Source organism: Candidatus Villigracilis affinis, from assembly GCF_016705895.1.
GTDB classification, from domain to species: Bacteria; Chloroflexota; Anaerolineae; order Anaerolineales; family Villigracilaceae; genus Villigracilis; species Villigracilis affinis.
In genome coordinates this window covers 1-23,116 of record NZ_JADJKT010000004.1, presented here as the reverse complement: position 1 = coordinate 23,116, position 23,116 = coordinate 1, and the positions used below count along the sequence as shown (strand labels likewise).

The window sequence follows — 23,116 nt, the reverse complement described above, 5'->3', positions numbered from 1 at the left end:
ATTCATCCTTTATCATTCCGCCTTCATCCTTTTAACATGCCACTCCTCAAACCATCCACTCCCCCAAAGAAAAGCGATAAACCTGCGGGCAAAATAATTTCTCCCAAAAAGGGAGAAACGCCGCAGGGTAAGTCTGCGCCGAAAGGCAAAGATCAGCAAGCACCACCGCCAGCCGCGCCGAGACCCGCGCTCACTCTTTGGGATCAACTTTCAGCAGAACGCAGACTCGACGTCATCGGCATTGGTCTCGCTTTTCTGGGCCTTGTCATCATTTTGGGTCTGGCATCTGCCAATCGTTCCGCCATTGTCGGCGGCGCAATTTTTTTCATCGCGCAAATTTTCGGCTGGGGCGTATACATTCTTCCGCTTGGCCTGCTTGTCTTTGGTCTGTGGCTTGTCTTTCGCAAAATTGAACGCATCCCGCCGCTCTCACTTGAGCGTGTTGCGGGCAGTGTTATTCTTTTCCTCTGGCTATTAACCATTTTGCATTCATTCGTCGCAACAGCCGAAACTGCCGAAGCCGAAGCGCTCAAAGGCATCGGCGGCGGCGCGCTCGGCGGACTCTTCCAACGCTTTCTCTGGTTTGGGTTTGGTAGCGGCGGCGCATTCATCGCATTGGTCGCCTGGCTCATCATCGGCATCGCCGTGCTGCTCGACAAACCCGTGCAGGATTTATTCTTCTGGCTCGGCCCGATCATTGCCTGGATTCAGAAGTTGATGAATAAACCCATCGCATCCAACGCGCCGACAACTGATCCTGTTTCGACAGAAGATTTCACCCCGATAGATCCCTCCGCCGTGCCCGAAGTACAACCGGCTGCGGGCGCAGTCCAACCCACACGGACAACCAGCGGCGCAACCGTCATCCATTGGACATTGCCCAACGTCAGCGACATTCTCGACTCGGGCAATGCGCCATCGATCAATGAAGAATTCATTCAACAGCGCGCAAGATTAATCGAAGAGACTCTCGCCTCCTTTGGCGCGCCAGCGCAAGTAGTTGCGATCAGCCGCGGGCCATCGATCACGCAGTTCGGAGTGGAGCCGCTATTTCTTGAGACCAGAGGCGGCGTCCGCACCAAGGTGCGCGTCAGCAAGATCGCATCCCTCTCCGATGATCTCGCGCTCGCGCTCGCCGCTCCCCGCATCCGCATTCAAGCGCCGGTGCCCGGTCATAGTTATGTAGGCATTGAAGTTCCAAACGAAGAAATGGCGATGGTAGCCCTGCGCGATATTTTGGAAAGCGAAGTTTACACACGCACCACAAAGCCTTTGAGTTTCGCGCTTGGCCGCGATGTTGCCGGCCTGCCGGTCATTGCCAGCATTGAGAGTATGCCGCACATGTTGATCGCGGGCACCACCGGCTCCGGTAAATCGGTGTGCGTAAATTCCATCCTCACTTGCATGTTGTTATACAACACCCCCGATGATTTGCGGATTGTATTGGTCGATCCCAAACGCGTGGAGTTGACCGGCTATAACGGCATTCCGCATTTGCTCGGCCCCGTGGTCGTTGAAATGGATCGCGTGATCGGCGCCCTGCAATGGATGACCCGCGAAATGGACAAGCGTTATCATCTGTTTGCGCAGGCCGGTTCGCGCAACATCACCGATTACAACGCGAAGCTGAAATTACAGGGACTGAAAAAACTGCCATTCCTCGTCGTCATCATCGACGAACTCGCCGACTTGATGATGATCGCCCCCGATGAAACCGAAAAAACGATCACACGCCTTGCGCAACTTGCGCGCGCCACGGGCATTCACATGATCCTTGCCACACAGCGCCCTTCCGTGGATGTGGTGACAGGTTTGATCAAAGCCAACTTCCCGGCGCGTATTGCCTTCGCAGTTGCATCCAATACCGATAGCCGCGTCATTCTCGATCAACCCGGCGCGGAACGACTGCTTGGCCGCGGTGACATGTTGTATCAGGCGCCGGATGCTCCATCCGCCGCGCGTTTGCAGGGTGTGTTCGTTTCAGATCATGAGATTCAAAACCTTGTGGAATATTGGCGCAATCAGGCAGGCGGAGCGAGTCCCTATGCTGTGGCAGGCTCCAACCCCGCAGATTCAGTACCGACCAATGTCCCGCTCAAACAGACCGAATTATGGGACGAAGGCAAAAAAGCAGACGGCGATCCGCTTTTCGACGACGCCGTGGAGATCGTTCGCAAGGAAGGCCGCGCTTCCGTATCCATGCTTCAGCGCAGATTACGCATCGGCTACACCCGCGCCTCACGCATCGTGGATACGATGGAAGATAAAAAGATCGTCGGTCCGCCTGAAGGCGCAACGCAAATGCGCGCGGTGCTCGATTACGGTCAAACCGCGCCGCCGAAAGACGATGGGATGTAATCTGAAAGAAATATGATCATCTTTTTCGCGACAAAAATTAAAGTATAATCTTTTGCGTTGAGGAAATTATGGAACAGATCACCATTCAAATCCGCGATAAACGCAAGGCATATGCATTGAAGACTTTTCTCAAATCATTGGATTATGTAGAAAAGGTCTCCATTGCAAATCTGCGGATTCCTACAAAACCCCGCAACACTGTAAAAACAGATTTCTTTGCAATGGCCGGAGTCTGGTCAAAGCGGGATGTGACATTGGATAGCCTGCGATCATCTGCATGGCCGAGGCGAATGTGATCCTTTGCGACACCAATATTCTGATCGAATTCTATAGAGGCCGCGCCGATGTCATTGAGACGTTGAGCGCGGTTGGTGTATCCGGTCTGGCAGTTAGTGTAATTACTGTGGGGGAGTTATATTTTGGCGCACGCGATAAGCGCGAAATGAAAACCTTGCGCGAAAATCTTTCATTGCTTCGGCAATTGCCAATCGATAAAGAAATATCCAGACTACACCTTGAATTACTCGAAAAATATTCCCTGAGCCACAGGCTTAATATCCCAGACGCGCTGATCGCGGCAACTGCTCTCCATTACTCGATTCCACTTTACACTTTGAACGTCAAAGACTTTCATTACATTTCAGGGCTGGATTTGTACAAGTAAGATTCCTCTATTTATAAAAGGATTTATCAGAAGCATTTGGTATTGCAATTTCCTTAGTACCAAGTAACTGCGCTTGTGATACATAGTATAATTTTGTCCATCATTCCCTCGGAGGAACAATGACCGAAAATAAAACCAGTCCTGAGCAAAGTCGAAGGATACGTGTTCTGGTCGCCAAACCCGGCCTGGATGGACATGACCGCGGCGCGAAGGTTGTAGCGCGCGCACTGCGCGATGCCGGCATGGAAGTGATCTACACCGGCCTGCGCCAGACCCCTGAAATGATCGCCGAAGCCGCGCTTCAAGAAGATGTGGATGTAGTTGGGCTTTCGATTCTTTCCGGCGCACACATGGCACTCACCCCGCGCCTTTTGGAATTGCTCCAAAAGAACGGACAAGCGCATGTGAAGATCTTTGTCGGAGGCATCATCCCTGATGAAGACCTGCAACGTTTAAAGGAAATGGGTGTGGCAGGCGTATATGGTCCCGGCGCATCCACCGAAGACATTATCCGCGATGTTAAATTAGCGGTGACAGGATAAAAAAGCAAAAAACACAGAGTGCGGGTTGCTCTGTGTTTTGTTGTTAATGCCAACCGCCCTATGACATATTCTCAAGCAGTTCTCAACGGTGAACGCCTCGCATTATCCCGCCTGTTAACTCAGGTGGAAAATGATTCACCCGAAGGCCGCGCCGCGCTGATCGAATTATTTCCACACACCGGCAAGGCGCACTTGATCGGCGTGACAGGTTCACCCGGCACGGGCAAATCTTCGCTGGTGAATCAACTCGCGCTCTATTATCGCAAGACCGCGCAAAAACGCGTCGCAATCATCGCCGTTGATCCATCCAGCCCGTTCACGGGTGGCGCGGTGCTTGGCGATCGCGTACGTATGCGCGATCTCTCCGGCGACACCGGCGTGTTTATCCGCTCGATGGCAACGCGCGGATCACTCGGCGGGCTGGCGCAATCCACTGCAAACATGGCGCAGGTCTTCGATGCCGCTGGCTACGAAATCATCATCATCGAAACCGTCGGCGCGGGCCAAAGCGAAGTGGACGTTGCCCGCCTCGCGCACACCACTCTGGTTGTAGAAGCGCCCGGCCTCGGCGACGACATTCAAGCCATCAAAGCGGGCATCCTCGAAATCGCCGACATTCTCGTCGTCAATAAAGCCGACCGCCCAGGCGTGGAAAATACCGAAAAGGCATTGAAGTCGATGCTCGATCTGGCGCACCCAACCGAGCGGATTTTTCAACATCACGGCACAGCCATGCGGATACCTACCCGTCAGACTACGATGAACCTGATCCAAAAAACAGGCAGGATCAGCGCCGATATGGATTCCCCCCATCCAGCGGACGGTTTCCACTGAAGGCAAAGGCATCGCAGAATTATGCGAGTCCATTGCGCGGCATGTGACGCACTTAACTCAAAGCGGAGGATGGGCCATTCGTGAGCGTAACAGGCTTGAGGTCGAGTTGGATGCGCTGATTCAGGAAACATTGATCAACCGCTTCCGCAGGGAAGTCTCACAAGGTCAGTATGATGATGCGTTGGAAAGCATCGTCCAAAGAAAAATATCACCGTGGGAAGCAGTTAAGTTGTTAATGAACGGAAGGACAAAATGAGCATGATCTACGGCGAACGGATTCGGCTGCGTGCCGCCGAGCGCAACGATGTAAAAACTTTTTACAACTGGGTGAACGACCCGGATGTGACTCGTTATTTGTCGATGTATTTGCCGCTGTCTATTGTGGATGAGGAAAACTGGTTCAACTCCATGAGTCAGCGCCCGCAAAGTGAAAAGACACTCTCCATCGAAATCCGCAACGAAAGCGGCTGGAAGTTGATCGGCAATTGCGGCGTCTTCGATATTGACACCGTCACCCGTTCGGGCGAACTCGGCATTATGCTCGGCGAAAAAGACGAGTGGAACAAAGGCTACGGCACCGAGGCAATGATGCTTCTGGTGAAGCATTGTTTTAATACCTTGAACTTCAACCGCGTTCATTTGCGTGTGTACGCAGAAAACCTGCGCGCAAAACGATCTTATGAAAAAGCCGGCTTTGTTGAAGAAGGCCGTTTGCGCGAGGCTGTTTACAAACATGGAAAATATGACGATGTGATCGTCATGAGTGTTTTACGTTCAGATTTAATCAAAACGAAAGGCAAACCATAAATGCATCATGTTCATCACGATTTGAAAGTGTACGGCGGGATCAAATTATTTGCAGGCACAGGGTCTCCAGAACTCGCCCAGAAGATTGCAGAATATCTTGACCAGCCGGTGAGCGGCTGTCAGGTTATTGAATTCCCGAATGAAAATCTTTTTGTGAAATTAAATGGCAGCGTGCGCGGACAGGATGTATATGTGATTCAGACCACGTCTTCACCGGTGCATCGCAATTTGATGGAACTGCTGATCACGATCCAGACCCTGCGCCTGGATTCTGCGGCGCGCATCACGGCGGTTGTGCCGTATCTATGCTATGGCCGCTCCGACAAAAAAGATCAGCCGCGTGTGCCGATCACCGCGCGCCTGATCGCAGACATGCTCGAAGTTGCCGGCGCTGATCGCTACATGACCCTTGATCCGCACGCCGGGCAGGTGCAGGGATTTTTCTCGATTCCCGGCGATGTCCTGACCGCATCACATTTATTGGTGGATCACATCAACAAGAAAATGCGTGCAGAGATGAAAGACCCGGTTGTGGTTTCGGTTGATCTCGGCTTCGCCAAGAAGGGCCGCAACTACGCCGCCGATATGGACATGCCGATTGCCTTCATCGAAAAACGCCGTCACGGAAACGATGCCAACGCCGAAGCATTAACATTGATCGGCGACGTTCGAGATCGCGATGTGATCATTGTGGATGATGAAGTGGATACCGGCGGATCGATCGCGCAGGCTGTGAATGTGGTCAAGAACAACGGCGCGCGCAATGTATATCTTGCCTTTGTACATGCCATTCTTTCGCGCAATGGCGCCGAGCGGCTGGCATCCCTGCCAATCAAACACATCATCACCACAGACTCTGCGCCGATCACTCCCGAAAAATGGAAATTCCTTGAAGGCCGCACCACCGTGCTCTCTGTCGCCGAACTGCTGGGCGAAGTGATCAAGCGCGCCCACGAAGGCCGCTCGGTTGGAGAAATGTTCAACGAGTAACATGTCATTGCGAGGGCGCTCTTTCTCTTCGCCCGACCAGCGCCGCACGCCAGTGCAGTGAGCAATCTCCACCTCTAAGGAGATTGCTTCGTCGGGAAAAACACCCTCCTCGCAAAGACATAACCCCCATGCCCGAACTTCCTGAAGTCGAAACCTTCGCCCGTGCGCTCAAACCGGAACTGGTTGGAAAAACCATCCTCTCTGCCGACTTGCATTGGGCACGCACGTTAGCGACTCCATCCCCCGCGCAATTCAAAAAACAGGTCATCGGGCAAGAGATCATGGATGTTTCGCGCCGCGCAAAATATCTCGTGATCCGCCTGAAAGATTACAATCTCCTGATACATCTGCGCATGAGCGGCGATTTGGTGATAAGAAAAGGTAAAATCAAGCCAGAAAAACACGACCGCCTGTTATTGCATCTTTCCAACGGCGAATCACTTGCCTTCAACGACACCCGCAAATTTGGGCGCGTCTGGCTCACAGATCAACCCGAAAAGGTTCTCGGCAAACTCGGCCCCGAACCGCTTGAAAAAGAATTTACAGCGCGCTGGCTTCTTGAAAATTTACACACCCGCAAACGCCAGTTCGAAAACCATTGCTTCTCGATCAAACCTTCGTTGCGGGTCTCGGCAACATTTACACAGATGAATGCCTGCACATCGCAAAACTTCATCCACTCACATTATCAAATACCGTTACGCAGGAACAAGCCAACGCACTGCATAAGGCAATTCGCGCCGTGCTTAGAAAAGGCATCCGCAACAACGGCGCCAGCATAGATTGGGTCTATCGCGGCGGCGATTTTCAAAATCATTTTCGTGTCTACGATCAGCAGGGCAAACCATGCCCGGTTTGCGGCACAGCGATTCAAAAATTTACAGTCGGCCAGCGCGGCACACATATCTGCCCGAAATGTCAGGCGCTTGAAAGGAAATAATCATGCAACTCGAATTCGCAACAGTTACCTGGCCGGTGCCAGCATTAATAGGGCTTGGGCTTTTGGCTGCGTTGCTTGGCTATTTGGCCGGGTATCTTGATTCCAACTTCCGCACTGCAAAAAAAATTACAGCCGCAGAAGCACAGGCACAAACAAAAATCAGGGAAGCCGAAAAAAAAATGGCGCTCGCAGAGGGCGGCCAGCAGGATAACCCCGGTCTTTTGCGTTTCAAAAAGAAAACGCGCATTACTCCCTTGAACTTCGACGGAAAAAATGTAAACAAGCCGCTGACTTCGGATGAAAAAAAGCGCTGATCGAATTGATCACACTCTTCCGCCCATGGTTGGATTCCATTCCCGCCCAGCCCGCCCCGAAACCTGACGCGCCGACTCAGACTCCGCCCGGGCCTGTTCCTGTTCAATCGGCAGTATCTCGTCCCATGCCGCCGCTCGTGACCGTAGCCGCCAAGGCCGAAGCCGAAAAAAATATCCGGGCAATGAGCATCGTCAATCAGATCGACACCGTATTACAAGGGCGTCTTATGGGCGGACCACTTGAAAAAGCGGGCATTCGTTTACAGGAATCCCCCGAAGGCGGCGTGGAAGTGATCGTCGGGCTCGATAAATTCCCCACCGTGGACGATGTTACAGATTTGGCGATCAAAAAAGAAATCCGTGCAGCCATAGCAGAGTGGGAACAAAAATACGTGCCGGGCGCATAGCAAGGCGCAACACGCTTACGCAATGTCATACTGAATTAATTGGCAAACAAAATGTCCCGCAGGTATTCTGCGGGACATTGCTTATTAACTGATACTACACACTTCTCCAGGAATTCGTGGCTACAACTCCGAAGGAGTCATGTCATCCCTACGGGATTTGGGGATTCTGCACCGCAATTCTATAATCGTGCCATCCCTTCGGGATTGTTTACTGCGTAAGTTGAGTTATTAATTTCAGAAAATTATCCCTGCTTATATCTTGCCGACAAGATCGGGCAGGTCGTACCTTCTGCAATTTCTGCGGTTACATTGGGCGCATATAACTGACGCAATGCGTGCGTGCTGTATGGCGAACCCATGCACAACAGATCATAATTTCCATCTTTAATCTCGGCCAAAATCTCCTCAACCACATTTCCCTGACGCGCCTTCACAAAAGCGGTCAACCCGTCACCTTTTGCCACTTCCAGCGCCTGCCGCAAACTTCGTCCTACGGGGGTATCTGTCGCTGTAAGATTTTGCCAGTTCTCGCGGACGGTCCGCGCGGTGGGGTAATCGAGATCGATCGGCGGAACGATGTGTAACAGCGTAACCTCGGCGCGGCTCTTCATTGCCATTTGCATGGCGATGTGTTCCGCCGTAACTTCATACCCCAGCCCGCCAATGCAGATCAGAATCTTTTTTAATGGCAGTCTTGATTCTGGCACATACAGAATCGGCTGGTCAATTTCCTCCATCATATACCGGATGGAACGACCCTTTAGAAACCGTCGAATCTGCGGGCGTCCCAGCGGCCCAAGCACGATGATGTACTCGCCTTCGCGCGCCTTTTGCGGAATGACATCTTCAGCATTTCCGTTTTCAACGATGAGAGTATATTCCACGCCGTTTTTCCGGAACAACTCGACGGCTTGCGCGAAGATATCTTCCAACGGGTGGTTGTCATCTATCGCAGCCGGATTCAGGTTCTCGGTCACGCCGAGAAGCGTAATTTTTTTCCCAAGCGTGGCCGCGAACCATGCGCCATATTCGATCGCGGGCCATGTTTCCTGGAATCCGTTGGTTGTGATTAATAGGTCAGGTTTCATTGTTTATCTACCGAAAGAGGAATAATCCGACAATTCCCGCGCCGATCAAAACATATTGCGGTGGGATTTTAAAGACAACCAGAGCAAAAAAACTCAACACGGCAATTAAGACAGCCCGCCACTTGATCGATTTCGGGCCGCCCGCTCGAATCAACTGCCATGATACAAGCGCCAGCAAAACACCAACCGCCGGGCTCATGCCTTTGATGAAATGCTTCATCCAATCCTGCCCTTGAAAGCGCACAAGGATGGAGGCCACTGTAAGCATAATCACAGTGGGCGGAATGATCGCGCCCAACAACGCGGCGATCAGGCCAGGATCCCGCCGGATGCACAGCCGATAAACATTGCCAGTTTGAGCGCTTCGCTACCGGGGACAAGGTTTGAAAAACCAACGGCTTCCACAAATTGGGCTTCGGTCAGAATCGTGCCGACCGTTTCCTTGTATAACAAACCCACAGAAGTGGGGCCGGCAGTGGTTAACAGATTAACTTTTAAGAAGATCCAAAATAGACTCATGTCAATTTTGAACCTGGACTTTACTTTAACTTCGGGGTTTTCAGGCGGCTGTGATGCGTTCATTTGAATAGAAACGTCCCGGCAATTCCGCAAGCGAGAAGCACGAATGGGGCAGGCGCTTCCAGCAATAAGGCGATCAACCCCGCGCCGCCAAGCGCAAGAGACTGCCAGCCAATGGGATCATCTGTATTGCCCCTGAATATTTTCCAGGCAACTGTCAGAATAAGGATGGCAACGGCGGGCGTCAGTCCCTCCACAAAGCGGCTGACCCATGCCTCGCGCTGGATGCGGTGAAGTAGCATTACCACGCCAAGCATAATCACGGTCGGCGGCAGAATGGAAGCAAACAGGGAGACAAATCCGCCGGGGATGCCAGCCACGGTATAGCCGACAAACATGGCAAGTTGTAACGCGTCACTGCCGGGCAGAAGGGTGGCGAGACCGACGGCCTGCACGAATTGATCCTCGGTTAGAAAATGTCCCACGGCTTCATTGTATAGAAGTCCAGTAGAAGCAGAGCCGGAAGTGCTGAGCAGATTGACCTTGAGAAAGGTCCAGAAGAGTGTAAGAAGAATGTTCAATGTAGATTGGATGTTGAAGATGATTTTGGTTTATTCAGGTATTTATTTTTTGAAGTGTATCATACCCAAGCCATCGTCGCGCCTTCCAGTTTCAACAGCCATTCTTTTGTGGGCAAACCATCTCCGCCGCCGTAGCCGTGGAGTTTGCCGTCTTTGCCGATCAGGCGGTGGCAGGGAATGATAATCGGCATGGGGTTTGTAGCGTTGGCGCGGCCCACGGCGCGGCTGGCATGTGGATGCCCGATCTGCATGGCGATATCGGTGTAGGTTTGAGTCTCACCATAGGGAACGGCGTAGACGGCTTTCAGCGCCTTCTGCTGAAACGGCTTCAAAGTTCCCCAGTCAATCGCAAAGGTGAATTCATGGCGTTTGCCTTTGAGGTATTCGCCCAGTTCCTTTGCGTACATGTGGATCGCCTTCTGGTTATGAGTGGTGGCAGTATAATTGTTTCATCAAATTACTGCGAGGTATTTATGCCCATTCAAATCACGATTATTGGTCTCGGCCAAATTGGTACTTCGATGGGGCTGGCGCTTGCGGCCCATAAAAATTCCATTGTGCGGGTGGGACACGATAAAAAGGCCGAACTGGAACGCGACGCCCAGCAAAAGGATGCAATTGACAAAGCGGAACATAACCTGCCCACCGCCGTGCGCGATGCACGGATTGTGGTGCTGGCGATTCCGGTAAGCCAGGTGCGCGAAACGCTGGAGTTCATTGCGCCGGATTTGCAGGAAGACACGGTGGTTTTAGACACCTCGCCGGTCAAATCAAATGTGGCGAAGTGGGCGAAGGAATTACTACCAAAAGGGCGGCATTATGTGGGACTCGTCCCGGCGATCAACCCCGTTTATCTCCATGATTTTCAATTCGGTCAGGCTGCGGCGAAAGCTGATCTGTTTTCGAACGGCATTTTCCTCATCGACGCACCCTACGGGACGCCGGAAGAGGTTGTGACCACCGCCATAGATTTTGTCCGTCTTTTGGATGCGCTGCCTTTGCTGGCCGATCCAATTGAATCAGATGGATTAATGTCCACTACGCATCTTTTGCCGCAACTGGTGGCTGCTTCCCTGCTAAACGCGACAGTGGATCAGCCCGGCTGGCAGGAAGCCCGCAAAGTGGCAGGCCGCGCCTACGCAGCCGTCACTGCGGGGTTGGCATATCAAGATGAGATCGATTCGCTGCGATTATCTTCCCTGCACAATCGCGCCGGCATGGTACATGCTTTGGATGTAATGATCGCAGCCCTGCGCGGTTTCCGCGATGACATCGAAAAGAGGACGATGAAGGAGTTGCCGCGCGCCTTGAATCTGCGCTCGAAGGAAGGCAACGCTGGCTGAGCGAAAGAGTATCTGCCGATTGGACCAATGCGCCCCGCTCTGAAGCAGCAGGGATGCCAACCTTCTCCGAACGTTTCTTCGGCGGCATGTTTGTCAAAAAGCACAACAGGAAATGACCTGTTATTGTTACATCGTTGAATGTGCAGATGGCACCTATTACACCGGCTGGACTCTTGATCCTGAAAGACGCGTATCCCAGCACAATAAAGGCATCGGCGCAAAATACACCAGCGCCCGCCGACCGGTGAAGTTGGTTTATCTCGAAACCCAACCCGATAAAATAACGGCCCTGAAACGAGAGTTGGCAATCAAGAAAATGAAGCGGAAACAAAGGGAAGTAAGGGATGGAAGAAGTGAGAAGTCATAATAGCAAGACCTCGAGGAAAACATCTCAGGGTCTTGGTGTTTTTTACATGTTTACTTGTCTACTTATTTCCGTATCTACTTCATTACTCCGTAAACAACGGCAAATGTCCCAGCGATATGATGTGCATCCACTGGGCGCGATCGCCTTCGGTGAGGATCGCCGCTTCAGCGACCACCTTCGCATCGGTCTTATCCAAAATCATGCGCATACCTTGCAAGGTTGATCCCGTGCTGATCACATCATCAAGGATCACAACTTTTTTACCCTGAATGCTTTCACGATCCTTCTCGTCCAGAATCAACAACTGCGGCTGGCCGGTGGTGATCGAAAGAGTCTCCGCTTGAAGCGCCGCGCCCATGTAAGGCTTGTACGTCTTGCGCAAAATCGCATACGGCTTTTTCGTTTCAACCGAAAGCGCATAAGCCAGCGGGATCGATTTCGCCTCAGCCGTCACGAGAATATCATAATCAACCGCTTCGAGTTTCTTCGCGAGTTCGCGCGCGCAAGCCTGCACCAATTCGGTATCACCGAGAATATTTAAAATCGCAATCCGCAGACCGGGCTTGATCTCAAACAGGCGCAAGTCACGCTTGATGCCTGCAATTTCGATCGGGTAAGAATCATGTGTGGTCATTGCATTTCCTCTTTCACGGAAAAATATTTTTACCGCCGAAGTTTATCATAATTTGAAATTGAAACGATTGAGCATAGAATATTTGTGCTATACTCTGCCCATGCCAGTCATCCGCGCCTCCGAGATCGGAAATTATTTATACTGCCGGCGTTCCTGGTGGTATCGCAAAAAAGGATATGAATCCTCGAATCAGGCGGAACTCGCCGCCGGAACAGACCTCCACCGCAAACATGGACGCAAAGCCTTATCCGCGCTTCTTTTGCGCACCCTCGGCATGATCCTGTTTCTGGCGGCAATTCTTTTGCTTGTGGCATTTTGTACCGCCCAGTATGTATAAAGGATACCCATGTCCGATCTACTAAAACGCCTCGCCTATCTGCAAACCCGCCGTGACCGAACCCCCAACCTCGATCTGGCGCGCGATCTCGCCGCACGCAACGACAAGGCGGGCATCCGCGAAATCGCTGAAAACATGCGCAGTGAAAACAAAAATATTCAAGCAGATTGCGTTCATGTCATCTATGAAATCGGCATTATCGATCCAAAACTCATCGCGCCGTATGCCGAAGATTTTGTCAGACTGCTGAAAAGCAAACATGGAAATGTGGTCGGCGGCGCAATGACCGCGCTCGCAGAAATCGCCAAGATCAGGCCTGATATTACCTTCAAGCATCTCGAAGAGATCAAGAGCCCGAGAGGAAGGCTCAGACGCCACCATTGATCATTCAGTTTCCGTGCAGCGGCAAACACCGCCGCCGCAAATGACGAATACAACAAAATCATCTTTCCTTTTTGATCAAATATCTCTCAGCCACCCGTCCAAGCGAACTGCCCCAGCACGCCGAGCGAACACTGCCCGCCATAAACGAATCCAACCGCGACGAATTCATTAAATTCCTCAACAAACGCAATGACGATCTCTCCGGCGCAGCCTTCACCCGCCTCGCCCGCATCATTCGTATTGTGGAAAAAATATAACCACCCTCAACTTTTCATCCTTCATCCTTTCCTCATGCTTTATCTCGCCCTCGCCCTTTTCATCTTTGCCCTGTTCTTTTTCCGCCAGTCATCGGTTCAGCGGAAAGAAGCGGGGCTGCCCGGCGGCCGCATCATCTACACCGATACGCGCGGCTGGGGCAAGGTGGAGAAACCTCTTTTCTATCCCGCGCTCGAACTGACCGGCAAACCGGATTATCTCGTCGAAAAGAACGGACAGATCATTCACATGGAAGTGAACTCAGGCAGCGCGCCCGAAGCCCCCGACTCACATATTTATCAACTTGCAGCCTATTGCCTGTTGGTAGAAAAAACCTTCGGCAAACGCCCGCCTTATGGAATCATCCATTATGAAGACCGCGACTTTGCAGTCGATTACACCCGCAAACTGGAAGAATCCCTGATCGATCTGCTCGCCGCCATGAAACTGGATGAACATAACCACAATGTCCCGCGCTCGCATGAACAACCCGGTCGCTGCGCCAAATGCGGATTCAAAAACATTTGCGATCAGAGTCTGGTTTGAAAAAGAATACGCTGTGACATTACAAAAGGTATAATTTCAACATGCCTGAACCTTTCCTGCCTAAACGTCCCGTTGTCACGGCGTACCCGAAAATGCCTGAAGCCTTTGCTGAAGCAGAAGCCATGGCAGCCTTTCTCAAAGAGCGAGGAATTGAAGCGCCCTGCGGTTCCATGTACGATGAAGAACTTCGCGGACGTGTAAAAAAAGGTGAATTTGACATGCTCATCGCCGTCGGCGGTGATGGAAGTGTCTTACGCGCAGGACAATTTGTGCGCGCCCCTGCGGTGTGCCGATCCTCCGTGTAAACCCTGGCAGGCTGGGATTCTTAATCCAGATCGATCGCAAGGAATGGCACGAGTACTTTGAAAAATTATTCAACGGCGAAGCGTGGATCGAAAACCGCATGATGCTGCGCGCCGAGCATATCCGCGCTGGTGAAAGCCTCAACCGCTCCAACGCCTTGAACGAAGTCGTCGTCGCGCGCGGACAGAACCTTCGTCCCGTCCGCCTGACCGCCACAGTGGATGGCCGCCGCCTGACGAGCTACGTCGCGGATGGACTTATTGCGTCCACAGCCACAGGTTCCACGGCTTATGCCCTCGCCGCAGGCGGGCCGATCCTGCCGCCGGAGTTGCGAAATATTTTGCTTGTGCCAATTGCGCCGCATCTCTCTGTAGATCGCGCCGTCGTTTTATCAGAAGGATCTTCGGTGAGCATTGTTGTAAAAAGCGAAAATTCCGTTATGAGTGTGGATGGTCAACCGCCAACACCTTTGATGGAAGATGATCAGGTGAAAGTAACCGCCGCAGATGTCACCGCGCAATTTATCCGCTTTGGCGACCCGGGTTATTTTTATCGCAACCTCACAGCGCACATGAACGAAAACTCTTTAGGATTTCCACGATGATAGAGAACACACCCGTAACCTATTGTTATGTCCATCCCACCCGCGAGACCACACTGCGCTGCAAACGCTGTGAGAAACCGATCTGCGCCTCCTGCGCCCAGCGCACACCCACGGGGTATCTGTGCAAAGATTGTGTCAACCAGCATAAAAAAATATTCGACACCGCGCTCTGGTACGACTATCTGCTTGGTATCACCGCCACCTCAATTCTTTCAGTGATCACCAGTGGATTGCTTGCGTTCGTCGCCACCTTCATCGGCTTTTACATGATCTTTGTCTCGTTTGCAGTGGCTGGCGGAGCGGGCGTATTCCTTTCAAATATCGCATTACGAGTCACTGGCAAGCGCCGTTCCGCTGGCTGTTTATCTGCGCGGCGGTTGTGCTGGGCGCGTTACCCATCGCTTTATTTTGTTTTTACGAACAACATGTTCTCCATCATCGCGATCGGAATTTACGCAGTAGTCGCCACCTCCACAGTCTATGCGCGCCTCGCGGGGATCCAGTTATAGCCTATGCTTACTGAACTTCACATCCAAAATTTTGCAATCATTGACAAGCTCGATCTGCGCTTTGACTCCGGCCTGATCATCCTTACCGGTGAAACAGGCGCGGGCAAATCCATCATCCTCGATGCCGTGGTGATGCTGCTCGGCGGCAAGGCAGATACGACCTTTGTGCGAACTGATTCAGACGCCGCATTTGTCGAAGCGGTGTTTCAGCTCACAGGTCCAGAAAAAGAAGCGGTGACTGAAGTCCTCACCCGCGAAGAATTATTGGATGATCCGAATTATGTTGTGCTCATGCGCGAAGTCCGCAAGGAAGGGCGCAGTGTGGCGCGTGTAAATGGCCGCACCGTCAATGTTGGATTGTTGAAGGAATTGGGCGCGCTGTTGATCGACATCCACGGGCAGGCGGAACATCTTTCACTGCTCGATCCGCGCGCACACCTTGGCCTGCTCGATCGCTTCGCCGAAGTGGATCGGCCCCTTGGCGACTATCGCCAGAGTTACCAATCTTTGCTTGGCTTGCGGCGCGAACTGACTGAATTACGTAAAGCACAATCCGATGCCGAACGCCGCATTGAGATGCTCACCTATCAAGCGGAAGAGATCGAAGTGGCGCGTTTGAAGGCTGGCGAAGACGAGGAACTGCGCAAAGAGCGTGACCGTCTGGCGAATGCCGAAGCGCTCGCGCAGAATGCACAGGAAGCGCTGGCCGTGCTTGATGAAGGCTCACCCGAAGTACCCGCTGCCACCGATTTGATCGGTCAGGCCGCGCAGGCATTAGCCGCCCTCGCAAAAATTGATCCTGAACAAAACGAACTTGCAAACCAAGCCGAACTTATGCTTAACACGATTTCAGATGTCGTTCACGGCTTGCAGAATTATCTCGAAGAGATCGAATTCAATCCCAAGCGCCTTGATGAAGTTGAAGAACGGCTGGATTTAATTCACACGCTCACACGTAAATATGGCGGCAATATTCCCGCTGTGATTGCCTACGGCACAGATGCCCGCAAACAGCTTGAAACCCTCACCGGCGCAGCGGATCGAATCGACGAACTCGAAATGCAGGAAGCGAAGTTGTTGGAAAAACTAGCCAAACAAGGCGGCGCGCTTTCTGAAAAACGCAAGTCTGCGGCAACTGCAATGGGCAAAGGCATCGAAGCCGAACTCAACGATCTCAGAATGGAAGCGGCGCGCTTCGGCGTGGACTTCCAGACCAGGCCCGATGTAAACGGTATTCCCCTGCCCGATGGCGCACGCATCGCATTTGGCCAAAACGGCTTCGACCGCGTGGAATTTTTGATCGCGCCGAATCCCGGTGAAGGACTCAAGCCGCTCGCAAAAATCGCCTCAGGCGGCGAGACCTCGCGTTTAATGCTTGGCCTGAAAAATGTCCTCGCCCGCGCCGATGAAGTGCCGTCTTTGATCTTCGATGAAATTGATCAAGGCATTGGCGGGCGCGTGGGCATGGTGGTTGGTCAGAAACTCTGGAATCTTTCCCGCTCGCATCAGGTTTTCTGCGTGACCCATCTTCCCCAGCTTGCCGTTTTTGGCGACCAGCATTATCAGGTGCAAAAACTTGTCGATAAAGGCCGCACACTGACCCGCGTGGAAAACCTCGAAGGCGAATCACGCCTGCTTGAACTTTCGCAAATGCTCGGCGAAGTGGGCGAAGGCACATTGCGCTCAGCGCATGAATTACTGCAGTCTGCGCGTCAAATGGTCAAGACAACTAAAAAATAAATCGTCTAAACAAAAAATATCCCGCAGTCTGTTGGCTGAAAAATCCAAACAAACCTGCGGGATATTTTTATACTATGAGATTAAATGATGACCGCCAGGGTGAGGGGGGCACCCTAGCGGTCATCGTTTGTAATAATACTACTGGCATTTATTTTTGACAAGGGTATTGCATTAGAAGATTATTAATGTTTGTGCCCCGAGTAGGAATCGGACCTACATCTAAGCCTTAGGAGTGCTTTGTTCTATCCATTGAACTATCGAGGCGGGTACAGAGATTATACACAAAAGGTTAAAATATATCCATGCGCCGAATCCTTCTTCTTCTATCATTGCTACTCACAGCATGTTCGCTTCCCGCCGCCCAAACACAAACAGCGCCGCCGATCAACACAGCAACGCCCACATTGCCCGCCACCGAAACACCCACACCAACCGCCACGCCGATCCCGATTCCTGCGCGTGAAAAATATACGATAAACACCTTCCTTGATTATGACCTGCACTTTATTGACGTGGACCAAACCATCGTCTATCCCAATCATACCGGGCAGCAACTCACCTCTTTAACTCTTGCTGTCGCGCCGAATTTTTGGCCGAATTGTTTTTATGTGATGGAAATAAAAGTGGATGGAGTCCCGGTCACGAATTACGCCCTCAACCTTAATCGACTCGACATACCGCTTCCTGCCGCGCTCATGCCTGATTCTGTTTCGACAGTGACTCTGCGCTACAGCATTTTTCTCCCCTATATGGATCAGGTCAACAGCCAGCGCGCGCGCATTTTTGGTTACAGTGAAATTCAAATGAACCTCGTGAACTGGTACCCGTTTATCGCGCCATTCCAAAACGGCGACTGGGTGATTCGTGAGCCGTGGTCACATGGGGAATATCTCGTGTATCCCATTGCAGATTTTGAGGTCAATATTAAATTCGCAGACCCGCAAACCGCGCCCATCATCGCCGCCAGCGGATTTGCCGAACCGAACGGTGAATTCACCCGCTACACATTGACAGCAGGCCGCGCCTTCGCAATTTCTGCCAGCCGCGATTTTCAAGTCTCCACTACTAAAATCGGGGAGACGACTGTTTACAGTTACTATTTCCCCATTTATAAAAACGCAGGCGATGCGGTCATGCTGGCAAGTTCGCAAGCCATTCAAGTCTACTCGCAAATGTTCGGGCCATACCCGCACAAGACACTTTCCATTGTCATTGCCGATTTTCAAGACAGCATGGAGTTTTCTGCGTTGTATTTCCACAGCCGCAGTTTCTATAATCTGTATGAGGGAACCCCGCAAAGTTATCTTATCGCCGTGGGCGCGCACGAAACCGGGCATCAATGGTGGTTCGAGCAGGTCGCAAACGATCAGGCGCAGGAACCCTGGCTGGATGAATCCCTGACCACCTACTCGGAGGCGATCTATTATGAATCCGCGCACCCAGAAGCGCTGGGCTGGTGGTGGATGAATCGCATCGATTATTTTGAACCGTTTGGGCAGATCGACATCCCCGTATACGAAGGTCAGGACGCAGAAACGTACAAGCACATTGTCTATTTCAACGGCGCGCACTTTATGCGGGACCTGCGCGGGCGCATCGGCGATGAAGCCTTCTTCGCTTTTCTTCAGGATTATTACAATCAGGGCAGGGAGAAGATCGTCTCTGGCGACGATTTCTTCCGCATTCTGGATTCGCACACCGATGCTGATTATTCCGACCTTTTGCAGAAATATTTCAAAAACAGATAACCAAGGGAAAAACAAGAAATGAAAAACAACCTCATCAAACCCATGTTGATGATAATGGCCGCGCCCGTTTTTGCGGCCATATTATTCTTTATAAAAATTGTGCCGGCGCCGCCCAATCAGGGAGTTGCGATTTTATTTTATCTGCCAATTTGTATGCTGGGAGTCCCCGTCTGCATTCTGCTTGGGTTTCAAAAAAAACTTGCGGGTGCAAAACTGCTGGCCGGGTTGATACTGACGCTTATTGTTCCATGTTTTGTTTTCATACTGCTCAGTCCTTTGTGGATGCCGAGCGGCATGTCCACCTGCAAGCAGGTCGATTCGCCCGGAATGCTGGCCAGATATGAATGCGTGGATTCATCAAGCGACGATTCCAGTTATCACCGTGAATTTATTGTAGAAGGATTCAAGGGCTGGCCGATCATGCGGATCGTGGAGGATCAATAATACGGGGCGATCCCTGTTCGGGCGGCAGGATCAATTATCGGCGGAGTCTGAGGCGGTGTTTGGGCGCGGGAAATTAGAATCGGGGCGGAGATGAGTCGCATTTTGGAATTTTTTTTCGCAAATAGGCGCGTTGAAGAGCGCGTGACAAAATTGCCGCGCTTGAGAAATCTATTTTGCTGTTTTTTATTTTATGGCGCGAGGTTGAAGGTTCTCACAAGGAATACTGCCATCTCGGCGCGGCTGATCGCCAGATCGGGGCAATAATTTCCACTGCCGCAACCGGCGGTGATTCCTTCGGAGGCGAGCTGCTCAATCCATGCGGCGGCCCAGTGTGTAACGGGAACGTCGGTGAATACGCCCGTTGCGGGCGGCGGGGCATAGGCGGCGCCGTGTTTGGCGCGCAGGAGGAAGATTGCCATTTGGTCGCGGGTGACATAATCTTCGGGGCAGTAGGCGGCAAAGGCGCAGCCTGAGGTGATGCCATCGGCGTGGAGTTTTTCGATCCATGCGGCGGCCCAATAATCAGCGGGGACATCAGTGAACACTGTGCCAACTGCGGCGGGGGGATTGTATGCGGAGCCGTTCATGCCGCGTTCGAGGAAGACGGCCATTTGTGCGCGGGTGACGGGTGCCTCGGGACAAAAGATCAGCGGGTTGGTTCCACAGCCGCCGGTGATGCCGGTAGTGTAGAGGGTTTCGATCCAGGTTCTGGCCCAGTGATCAGACGGCACGTCGGCGAAGAGCAGGTTGGAATATTCATCCGCGCCGATGTCGCAGCCTGCGCCCTGCGGGCGGAGGTCGCCTGCATAATCAGCGGCTGGGGCTGCGGTGCAATTTGCCCGATCAATGGCGGGGGAGGTTGCCAGCAGGTTATAGTCGAACACAAATGTGCTTTCGAGTTGAGGATCAATAAACAGGGAGTGGGCATCGTTCCCCGTAGCGGCCTGATAGGCGGCAAAGCCCTGATAGAAGATGTTCTTCCATTGCCACTGACTGTTGTCAATTCCGGCGGGCGAAAAATACAGGTTGTAATCCACTACGTTGCCCTGATTTTGGGCATAGGGATTGGTGATGAGCCAGCTTTGCTGGTTGGCATAGACGATGTTGTTCTGGATGATGTTATTGACGACATTGTATTGCAGCCAGATTTCACCGTTGCCATCCTGATTTTGGTCGTTTTCAAAAAACGTGTTGTTGACGATGGCGGAATTTTCGGTGCTGCCGCGCAGGGTGTCGTAACCGCCCATGGCAAGACCGGCAATATGGTTATAGTGGATCAGGTTATTTTGCACGGTAATGTAACTGGTTGCGCGTCCCTGATGCTCACTGGCGAGTTCGATGCCAATATTGGATGCGGCAACTTCATTGCGCTCAATGACGATGCGCGTGCCGCCATCCACATAAATACCAGCCGCGCTTTGTGAGCCGCTGTAGGCGGGGTTTGTGATCGTATCAATGGCAGTGACTTGATTCTCACTAACCACGCCATCGCGGGCCTGATCGTAGGCGGGGTTGGGAGAAACACCCTCGAACCCAATCAGGTCAATACCAATATTGTCGCAGAATGCCACCTTGTTTTGGGTGACAATAAAATTTTCCACGTTGCCATTGAGAACGAGCGCTTCACTGCTGCCCAGTTTCAAGTCGTATAACTGATTGCCCTGAATCAACAGGTCATGAATGGATGCGGGAGCGAAAGTTCCATACACAGCAATGCCGTGGGCGTTTCCATTCGCGCCGGCATTCGTCTCAATATAGTGAATATAGTTATTTAGAATCTGAATGTGATGCGCTGCGCCGGTGACAAAGATACCCATCGGCGTGGCGCCAGACTGGGCGGTCTTGTAATTGCGGATTTCGAATCCATTCACAATGATGTAATTTTGATTTTCGATGGTAAAGGCAATATCTCCAGCGGCGGAGGCGAATCCGCTGCCATCGAGGGCTGCGATCTCCCCGGGATAGGTTTGAAATGTAATGTAGCCGCCTGCTTCCGAACCTGAACTATTGATGGAAACGGTCTCGTTGTAAATTCCGCCGCGCACCTGCACCGTATCACCCGCTGCAACCGAATCAGCCGCATGTTGAATCGTACGCCAGGGCTGAGCCAGCGTGCCGGGGTTGCTGTCATTCCCATTATCGGCAACATAATAAACCTGACCGGCAGCCTGTGCGAATCCGGCAGGCGCACCGGCAAAAAGAACGGACAATATCAGAAGAATGAGGGAAAAACGTTTGAGGTTATACATGCTGGTTTCCTTTTCAGATGATTGTCAAATATACCGGAGGAGTTTCAGGATTGTAACAACAAATGACAACCAAGTCACATGGAAATTTACATGGGAAAATTATTGATCCAGCGCGGTCCGCATATCGGCCATTGTAGAAAACGCCGCCCATGGCGCCCGTCTGTTTGCGATCAACAATGCGACTCGCGCTCCAGTTTGTCCCATTTTGCAACTCAACAAACTGGAGGTTTCAAATGGAAACAATTCGGGGCAAAGCGTCCCTTAACATGGATTTGACTGACTTGTACGCGCGGCTCGCAAACTACGATCGCATCATGCTGGACCTGGGAACTGGTGACGGCAAATTTGCATTTTGCCACGCTGATAAAATTTCCCCAGCCGCTTCGTCATCGGCGTGGGCGCGCGCCGCGAGAACCTGCGCGAACATTCACGCGCCAAACTGCAAGTTACACATTAGGCGTGACTTGCAGTTTAGACCTTGACTTCACGCGCAAGATGCCTGTACTGTGGAGATAATTGAGTCCGGTTATTTTTACAAGGAGCCCAAATGACAACGATTGGCAAACCCAAAATAGAAAAGCGTCCAAAACTGACTTATATGGGCATTCGAACCATTTCGCCATTCAAAGGAATGTCCAAAGAGATTGACAGACTCGCGAACGAACTAAACAGTTGGGTGGACGAAAAAGATCAAAACCACAGGCCGCCTTTTTGCGATACCATGTCATCGACATGCGCGGGTTCATGGATATTTCGTACTGTATTCCCGTCCGCAAGGCATCGCCCGACAATGGCAATATCAAAGCAGATGTAGTTCCAGCGGGACGATATGCCAGCCTCATTTATTCGGGCGGCGGCATTTCCGGCAACAGGGCTTTGATCGAATGGGTGCGCGCCCAGGGCATCGACTTTGATCGTTGGGATACAGAGGAGGGAGATAACTTCCGCGGGCGTTACGAAACCTTTCTCACAGACCCGAAGATCGAACCGCGAAAATCCAAATGGCAGATCAAAGTGGCGATCAAAGTAGCGGATAAATAAAATTTTCGCACAGCGATTTCCCGCGCCGTGCGGGCGGCGAATCAACACTCACAAACAAAACGCGGATAGATTGACATCTACCCGCGTTTTTATTTTACACATTACAAACAGTTACTGAGGTGGTTGAACAAGCCCGGAAGAATATCCATCCTGGGTAAAAAAATCCACAACAAAAACATGGAATGTTTCGTCGCCGCAATCCACTTTCCATTCTTCCTGCCACGAGCCTTCAGCATTTGGCTGGGTGACCACAGTAATCTCAGTCGTATCCACTTGGGGAGCCGGGCAATTCGCTTCTTCGTAGTAGATGGGAATCTGCGACCAGACAAGTTCGCGCGCCCTTTTATCTCCCAGCCCGCCTTCCGGCGCTTCGCTAAAAGGTGTAAACGGAATTGGAACATTGGGACTGTTGGGGTCATCTGGATTAACTGGAATCTCATACACTTCCGTGGCCTGATCTACAATTTCTTTCGCTGCCACATAGGCTTGGTAGCCATAATAGCCGCCTACCCCAATCACAAGACAGCAACAACCGAAAAGAATTCGTTGCAATGGATCGAAATTATTA

The 23,116-nt window shown here is 51.8% G+C and carries 31 protein-coding genes, 1 tRNA gene and 1 pseudogene; 25 read left to right on the top strand and 8 right to left on the bottom strand.

The features are described 5' to 3' along the window. Nucleotides 1-36: 36 nt before the first annotated feature. The 12 genes from IPI86_RS01435 (at nt 37) to IPI86_RS01380 (ending at nt 7,856) form a co-directional block, all read left to right on the top strand. Nucleotides 37-2,358 (top strand): DNA translocase FtsK 4TM domain-containing protein, encoded by a 2,322-nt coding sequence (locus IPI86_RS01435; RefSeq protein WP_345296194.1) that lies wholly within the window; start codon nt 37-39, stop codon nt 2,356-2,358. 68 nt (nt 2,359-2,426) lie between these two features. After that, the gene (locus tag IPI86_RS01430) at nt 2,427-2,654 is read left to right on the top strand and encodes a hypothetical protein (RefSeq protein WP_345296193.1); all 228 of its coding nucleotides are present in this window, start codon (nt 2,427-2,429) and stop codon (nt 2,652-2,654) included. Beyond that, a complete protein-coding gene (locus IPI86_RS01425) occupies nt 2,636-3,022 on the top strand; it encodes a type II toxin-antitoxin system VapC family toxin (RefSeq protein WP_345296192.1) in 387 nt (128 codons plus the stop codon). Before IPI86_RS01430 ends, IPI86_RS01425 begins: the two co-directional genes overlap by 19 nt. Before the next feature lie 119 nt (nt 3,023-3,141). Beyond that, entirely contained in the window at nt 3,142-3,564 is a 423-nt protein-coding gene (locus IPI86_RS01420) for a cobalamin B12-binding domain-containing protein (protein ID WP_345296191.1), read from the top strand. Between the two features lie 60 nt (nt 3,565-3,624). Continuing rightward, nucleotides 3,625-4,398 (top strand): methylmalonyl Co-A mutase-associated GTPase MeaB, encoded by a 774-nt coding sequence (meaB, locus tag IPI86_RS01415; RefSeq protein WP_345296190.1) that lies wholly within the window; start codon nt 3,625-3,627, stop codon nt 4,396-4,398. Further along, complete coding sequence (locus tag IPI86_RS01410; protein ID WP_345296427.1) at nt 4,361-4,654, top strand: hypothetical protein; 294 nt, start codon at nt 4,361-4,363, stop codon at nt 4,652-4,654. The genes meaB and IPI86_RS01410 overlap by 38 nt, the downstream gene beginning before the upstream one ends. After that, complete coding sequence (locus IPI86_RS01405; RefSeq protein WP_345296189.1) at nt 4,651-5,205, top strand: GNAT family protein; 555 nt, start codon at nt 4,651-4,653, stop codon at nt 5,203-5,205. Before IPI86_RS01410 ends, IPI86_RS01405 begins: the two co-directional genes overlap by 4 nt. Further along, nucleotides 5,206-6,195, top strand: a complete 990-nt coding sequence (locus IPI86_RS01400) for a ribose-phosphate diphosphokinase (protein ID WP_345296188.1) — start codon at nt 5,206-5,208, stop codon at nt 6,193-6,195. Between the two features lie 128 nt (nt 6,196-6,323). Next, nucleotides 6,324-6,977, top strand: a complete 654-nt coding sequence (locus IPI86_RS01395; protein WP_345296187.1) for a DNA-formamidopyrimidine glycosylase family protein — start codon at nt 6,324-6,326, stop codon at nt 6,975-6,977. Further along, nucleotides 6,938-7,135: a zinc finger domain-containing protein gene (locus tag IPI86_RS01390; protein ID WP_345296186.1), complete on the top strand. Its 198-nt coding sequence runs from the start codon at nt 6,938-6,940 to the stop codon at nt 7,133-7,135. The genes IPI86_RS01395 and IPI86_RS01390 overlap by 40 nt, the downstream gene beginning before the upstream one ends. A gap of 2 nt (nt 7,136-7,137) precedes the next feature. Next, nucleotides 7,138-7,449 (top strand): hypothetical protein, encoded by a 312-nt coding sequence (locus tag IPI86_RS01385; RefSeq protein ID WP_345296185.1) that lies wholly within the window; start codon nt 7,138-7,140, stop codon nt 7,447-7,449. A gap of 5 nt (nt 7,450-7,454) precedes the next feature. Next, a complete protein-coding gene (locus IPI86_RS01380; RefSeq protein WP_345296184.1) occupies nt 7,455-7,856 on the top strand; it encodes a hypothetical protein in 402 nt (133 codons plus the stop codon). A 242-nt stretch (nt 7,857-8,098) separates the two neighbouring features. On the opposite strand, the gene IPI86_RS01375 is transcribed toward IPI86_RS01380, so the two are convergent. The 4 genes and pseudogenes from IPI86_RS01375 to IPI86_RS01360 form a co-directional block, all read right to left on the bottom strand. Then, a complete protein-coding gene (locus IPI86_RS01375; RefSeq protein WP_345296183.1) occupies nt 8,099-8,944 on the bottom strand; it encodes a universal stress protein in 846 nt (281 codons plus the stop codon). A 7-nt stretch (nt 8,945-8,951) separates the two neighbouring features. Beyond that, nucleotides 8,952-9,463 (bottom strand): annotated as a pseudogene (locus IPI86_RS01370) (chromate transporter). Between the two features lie 59 nt (nt 9,464-9,522). Continuing rightward, entirely contained in the window at nt 9,523-10,044 is a 522-nt protein-coding gene (locus IPI86_RS01365; RefSeq protein ID WP_345296182.1) for a chromate transporter, read from the bottom strand. A 59-nt stretch (nt 10,045-10,103) separates the two neighbouring features. Then, nucleotides 10,104-10,451 (bottom strand): methylated-DNA--[protein]-cysteine S-methyltransferase, encoded by a 348-nt coding sequence (locus IPI86_RS01360; RefSeq protein ID WP_345296181.1) that lies wholly within the window; start codon nt 10,449-10,451, stop codon nt 10,104-10,106. 66 nt (nt 10,452-10,517) lie between these two features. On the opposite strand from IPI86_RS01360, the gene IPI86_RS01355 reads away from it, so the two are divergent. Together IPI86_RS01355 and IPI86_RS01350 are read left to right on the top strand one after the other, a co-directional pair. Next, the gene (locus tag IPI86_RS01355; protein ID WP_345296180.1) at nt 10,518-11,387 is read left to right on the top strand and encodes a prephenate dehydrogenase/arogenate dehydrogenase family protein; all 870 of its coding nucleotides are present in this window, start codon (nt 10,518-10,520) and stop codon (nt 11,385-11,387) included. Between the two features lie 112 nt (nt 11,388-11,499). Next, nucleotides 11,500-11,754 carry a GIY-YIG nuclease family protein gene (locus IPI86_RS01350; RefSeq protein ID WP_345296179.1) on the top strand — a complete coding sequence of 85 codons (255 nt, stop codon included), beginning with the start codon at nt 11,500-11,502 and terminating at the stop codon, nt 11,752-11,754. An 82-nt stretch (nt 11,755-11,836) separates the two neighbouring features. Here IPI86_RS01350 and IPI86_RS01345 read toward each other — a convergent pair whose 3' ends face one another. Next, complete coding sequence (locus IPI86_RS01345) at nt 11,837-12,388, bottom strand: phosphoribosyltransferase family protein (protein ID WP_345296178.1); 552 nt, start codon at nt 12,386-12,388, stop codon at nt 11,837-11,839. 67 nt (nt 12,389-12,455) lie between these two features. Here IPI86_RS01345 and IPI86_RS01340 point away from each other — a divergent pair, with 67 nt between their 5' ends. The 8 genes from IPI86_RS01340 (at nt 12,456) to recN (ending at nt 17,066) form a co-directional block, all read left to right on the top strand. Next, nucleotides 12,456-12,725 (top strand): hypothetical protein, encoded by a 270-nt coding sequence (locus tag IPI86_RS01340; RefSeq protein WP_345296177.1) that lies wholly within the window; start codon nt 12,456-12,458, stop codon nt 12,723-12,725. A gap of 9 nt (nt 12,726-12,734) precedes the next feature. Then, complete coding sequence (locus tag IPI86_RS01335) at nt 12,735-13,109, top strand: hypothetical protein (RefSeq protein ID WP_345296176.1); 375 nt, start codon at nt 12,735-12,737, stop codon at nt 13,107-13,109. A gap of 71 nt (nt 13,110-13,180) precedes the next feature. Next, entirely contained in the window at nt 13,181-13,366 is a 186-nt protein-coding gene (locus IPI86_RS01330; protein WP_345296175.1) for a hypothetical protein, read from the top strand. A 34-nt stretch (nt 13,367-13,400) separates the two neighbouring features. Beyond that, nucleotides 13,401-13,910 (top strand): Dna2/Cas4 domain-containing protein, encoded by a 510-nt coding sequence (locus tag IPI86_RS01325; protein WP_345296174.1) that lies wholly within the window; start codon nt 13,401-13,403, stop codon nt 13,908-13,910. 41 nt (nt 13,911-13,951) lie between these two features. Further along, nucleotides 13,952-14,215 (top strand): hypothetical protein, encoded by a 264-nt coding sequence (locus tag IPI86_RS01320; protein ID WP_345296173.1) that lies wholly within the window; start codon nt 13,952-13,954, stop codon nt 14,213-14,215. Then, on the top strand, nt 14,197-14,817 hold the full coding sequence (locus IPI86_RS01315; RefSeq protein WP_345296172.1) for an NAD(+)/NADH kinase: 621 nt from the start codon (nt 14,197-14,199) through the stop codon (nt 14,815-14,817). Before IPI86_RS01320 ends, IPI86_RS01315 begins: the two co-directional genes overlap by 19 nt. After that, nucleotides 14,814-15,326: a hypothetical protein gene (locus tag IPI86_RS01310; RefSeq protein ID WP_345296171.1), complete on the top strand. Its 513-nt coding sequence runs from the start codon at nt 14,814-14,816 to the stop codon at nt 15,324-15,326. The genes IPI86_RS01315 and IPI86_RS01310 overlap by 4 nt, the downstream gene beginning before the upstream one ends. A 3-nt stretch (nt 15,327-15,329) precedes the next feature. Then, nucleotides 15,330-17,066, top strand: a complete 1,737-nt coding sequence (gene recN / locus IPI86_RS01305) for a DNA repair protein RecN (protein WP_345296170.1) — start codon at nt 15,330-15,332, stop codon at nt 17,064-17,066. A gap of 192 nt (nt 17,067-17,258) precedes the next feature. Here the strand turns inward: recN and IPI86_RS01300 are convergent. Next, nucleotides 17,259-17,330: transfer RNA gene (locus tag IPI86_RS01300), tRNA-Arg, on the bottom strand. Nucleotides 17,331-17,368: 38 nt separating this feature from the next. Between IPI86_RS01300 and IPI86_RS01295 the strand changes: the two genes are divergently transcribed. Both IPI86_RS01295 and IPI86_RS01290 read left to right on the top strand, forming a co-directional pair. Then, on the top strand, nt 17,369-18,814 hold the full coding sequence (locus IPI86_RS01295; protein WP_345296169.1) for a M1 family metallopeptidase: 1,446 nt from the start codon (nt 17,369-17,371) through the stop codon (nt 18,812-18,814). A gap of 18 nt (nt 18,815-18,832) precedes the next feature. Next, nucleotides 18,833-19,258, top strand: coding sequence for a hypothetical protein (locus IPI86_RS01290; protein WP_345296168.1), 426 nt, complete (start codon nt 18,833-18,835; stop codon nt 19,256-19,258). 188 nt (nt 19,259-19,446) lie between these two features. Here IPI86_RS01290 and IPI86_RS01285 read toward each other — a convergent pair whose 3' ends face one another. Further along, nucleotides 19,447-21,507 carry an S-layer homology domain-containing protein gene (locus IPI86_RS01285; RefSeq protein WP_345296167.1) on the bottom strand — a complete coding sequence of 687 codons (2,061 nt, stop codon included), beginning with the start codon at nt 21,505-21,507 and terminating at the stop codon, nt 19,447-19,449. A 711-nt stretch (nt 21,508-22,218) separates the two neighbouring features. Between IPI86_RS01285 and IPI86_RS01280 the strand changes: the two genes are divergently transcribed. After that, entirely contained in the window at nt 22,219-22,548 is a 330-nt protein-coding gene (locus tag IPI86_RS01280) for a GyrI-like domain-containing protein (RefSeq protein WP_345296166.1), read from the top strand. Between the two features lie 111 nt (nt 22,549-22,659). Here IPI86_RS01280 and IPI86_RS01275 read toward each other — a convergent pair. Beyond that, nucleotides 22,660-23,116: hypothetical protein (locus IPI86_RS01275; RefSeq protein WP_345296165.1), on the bottom strand; the 457-nt coding region annotated here is incomplete at its 5' end.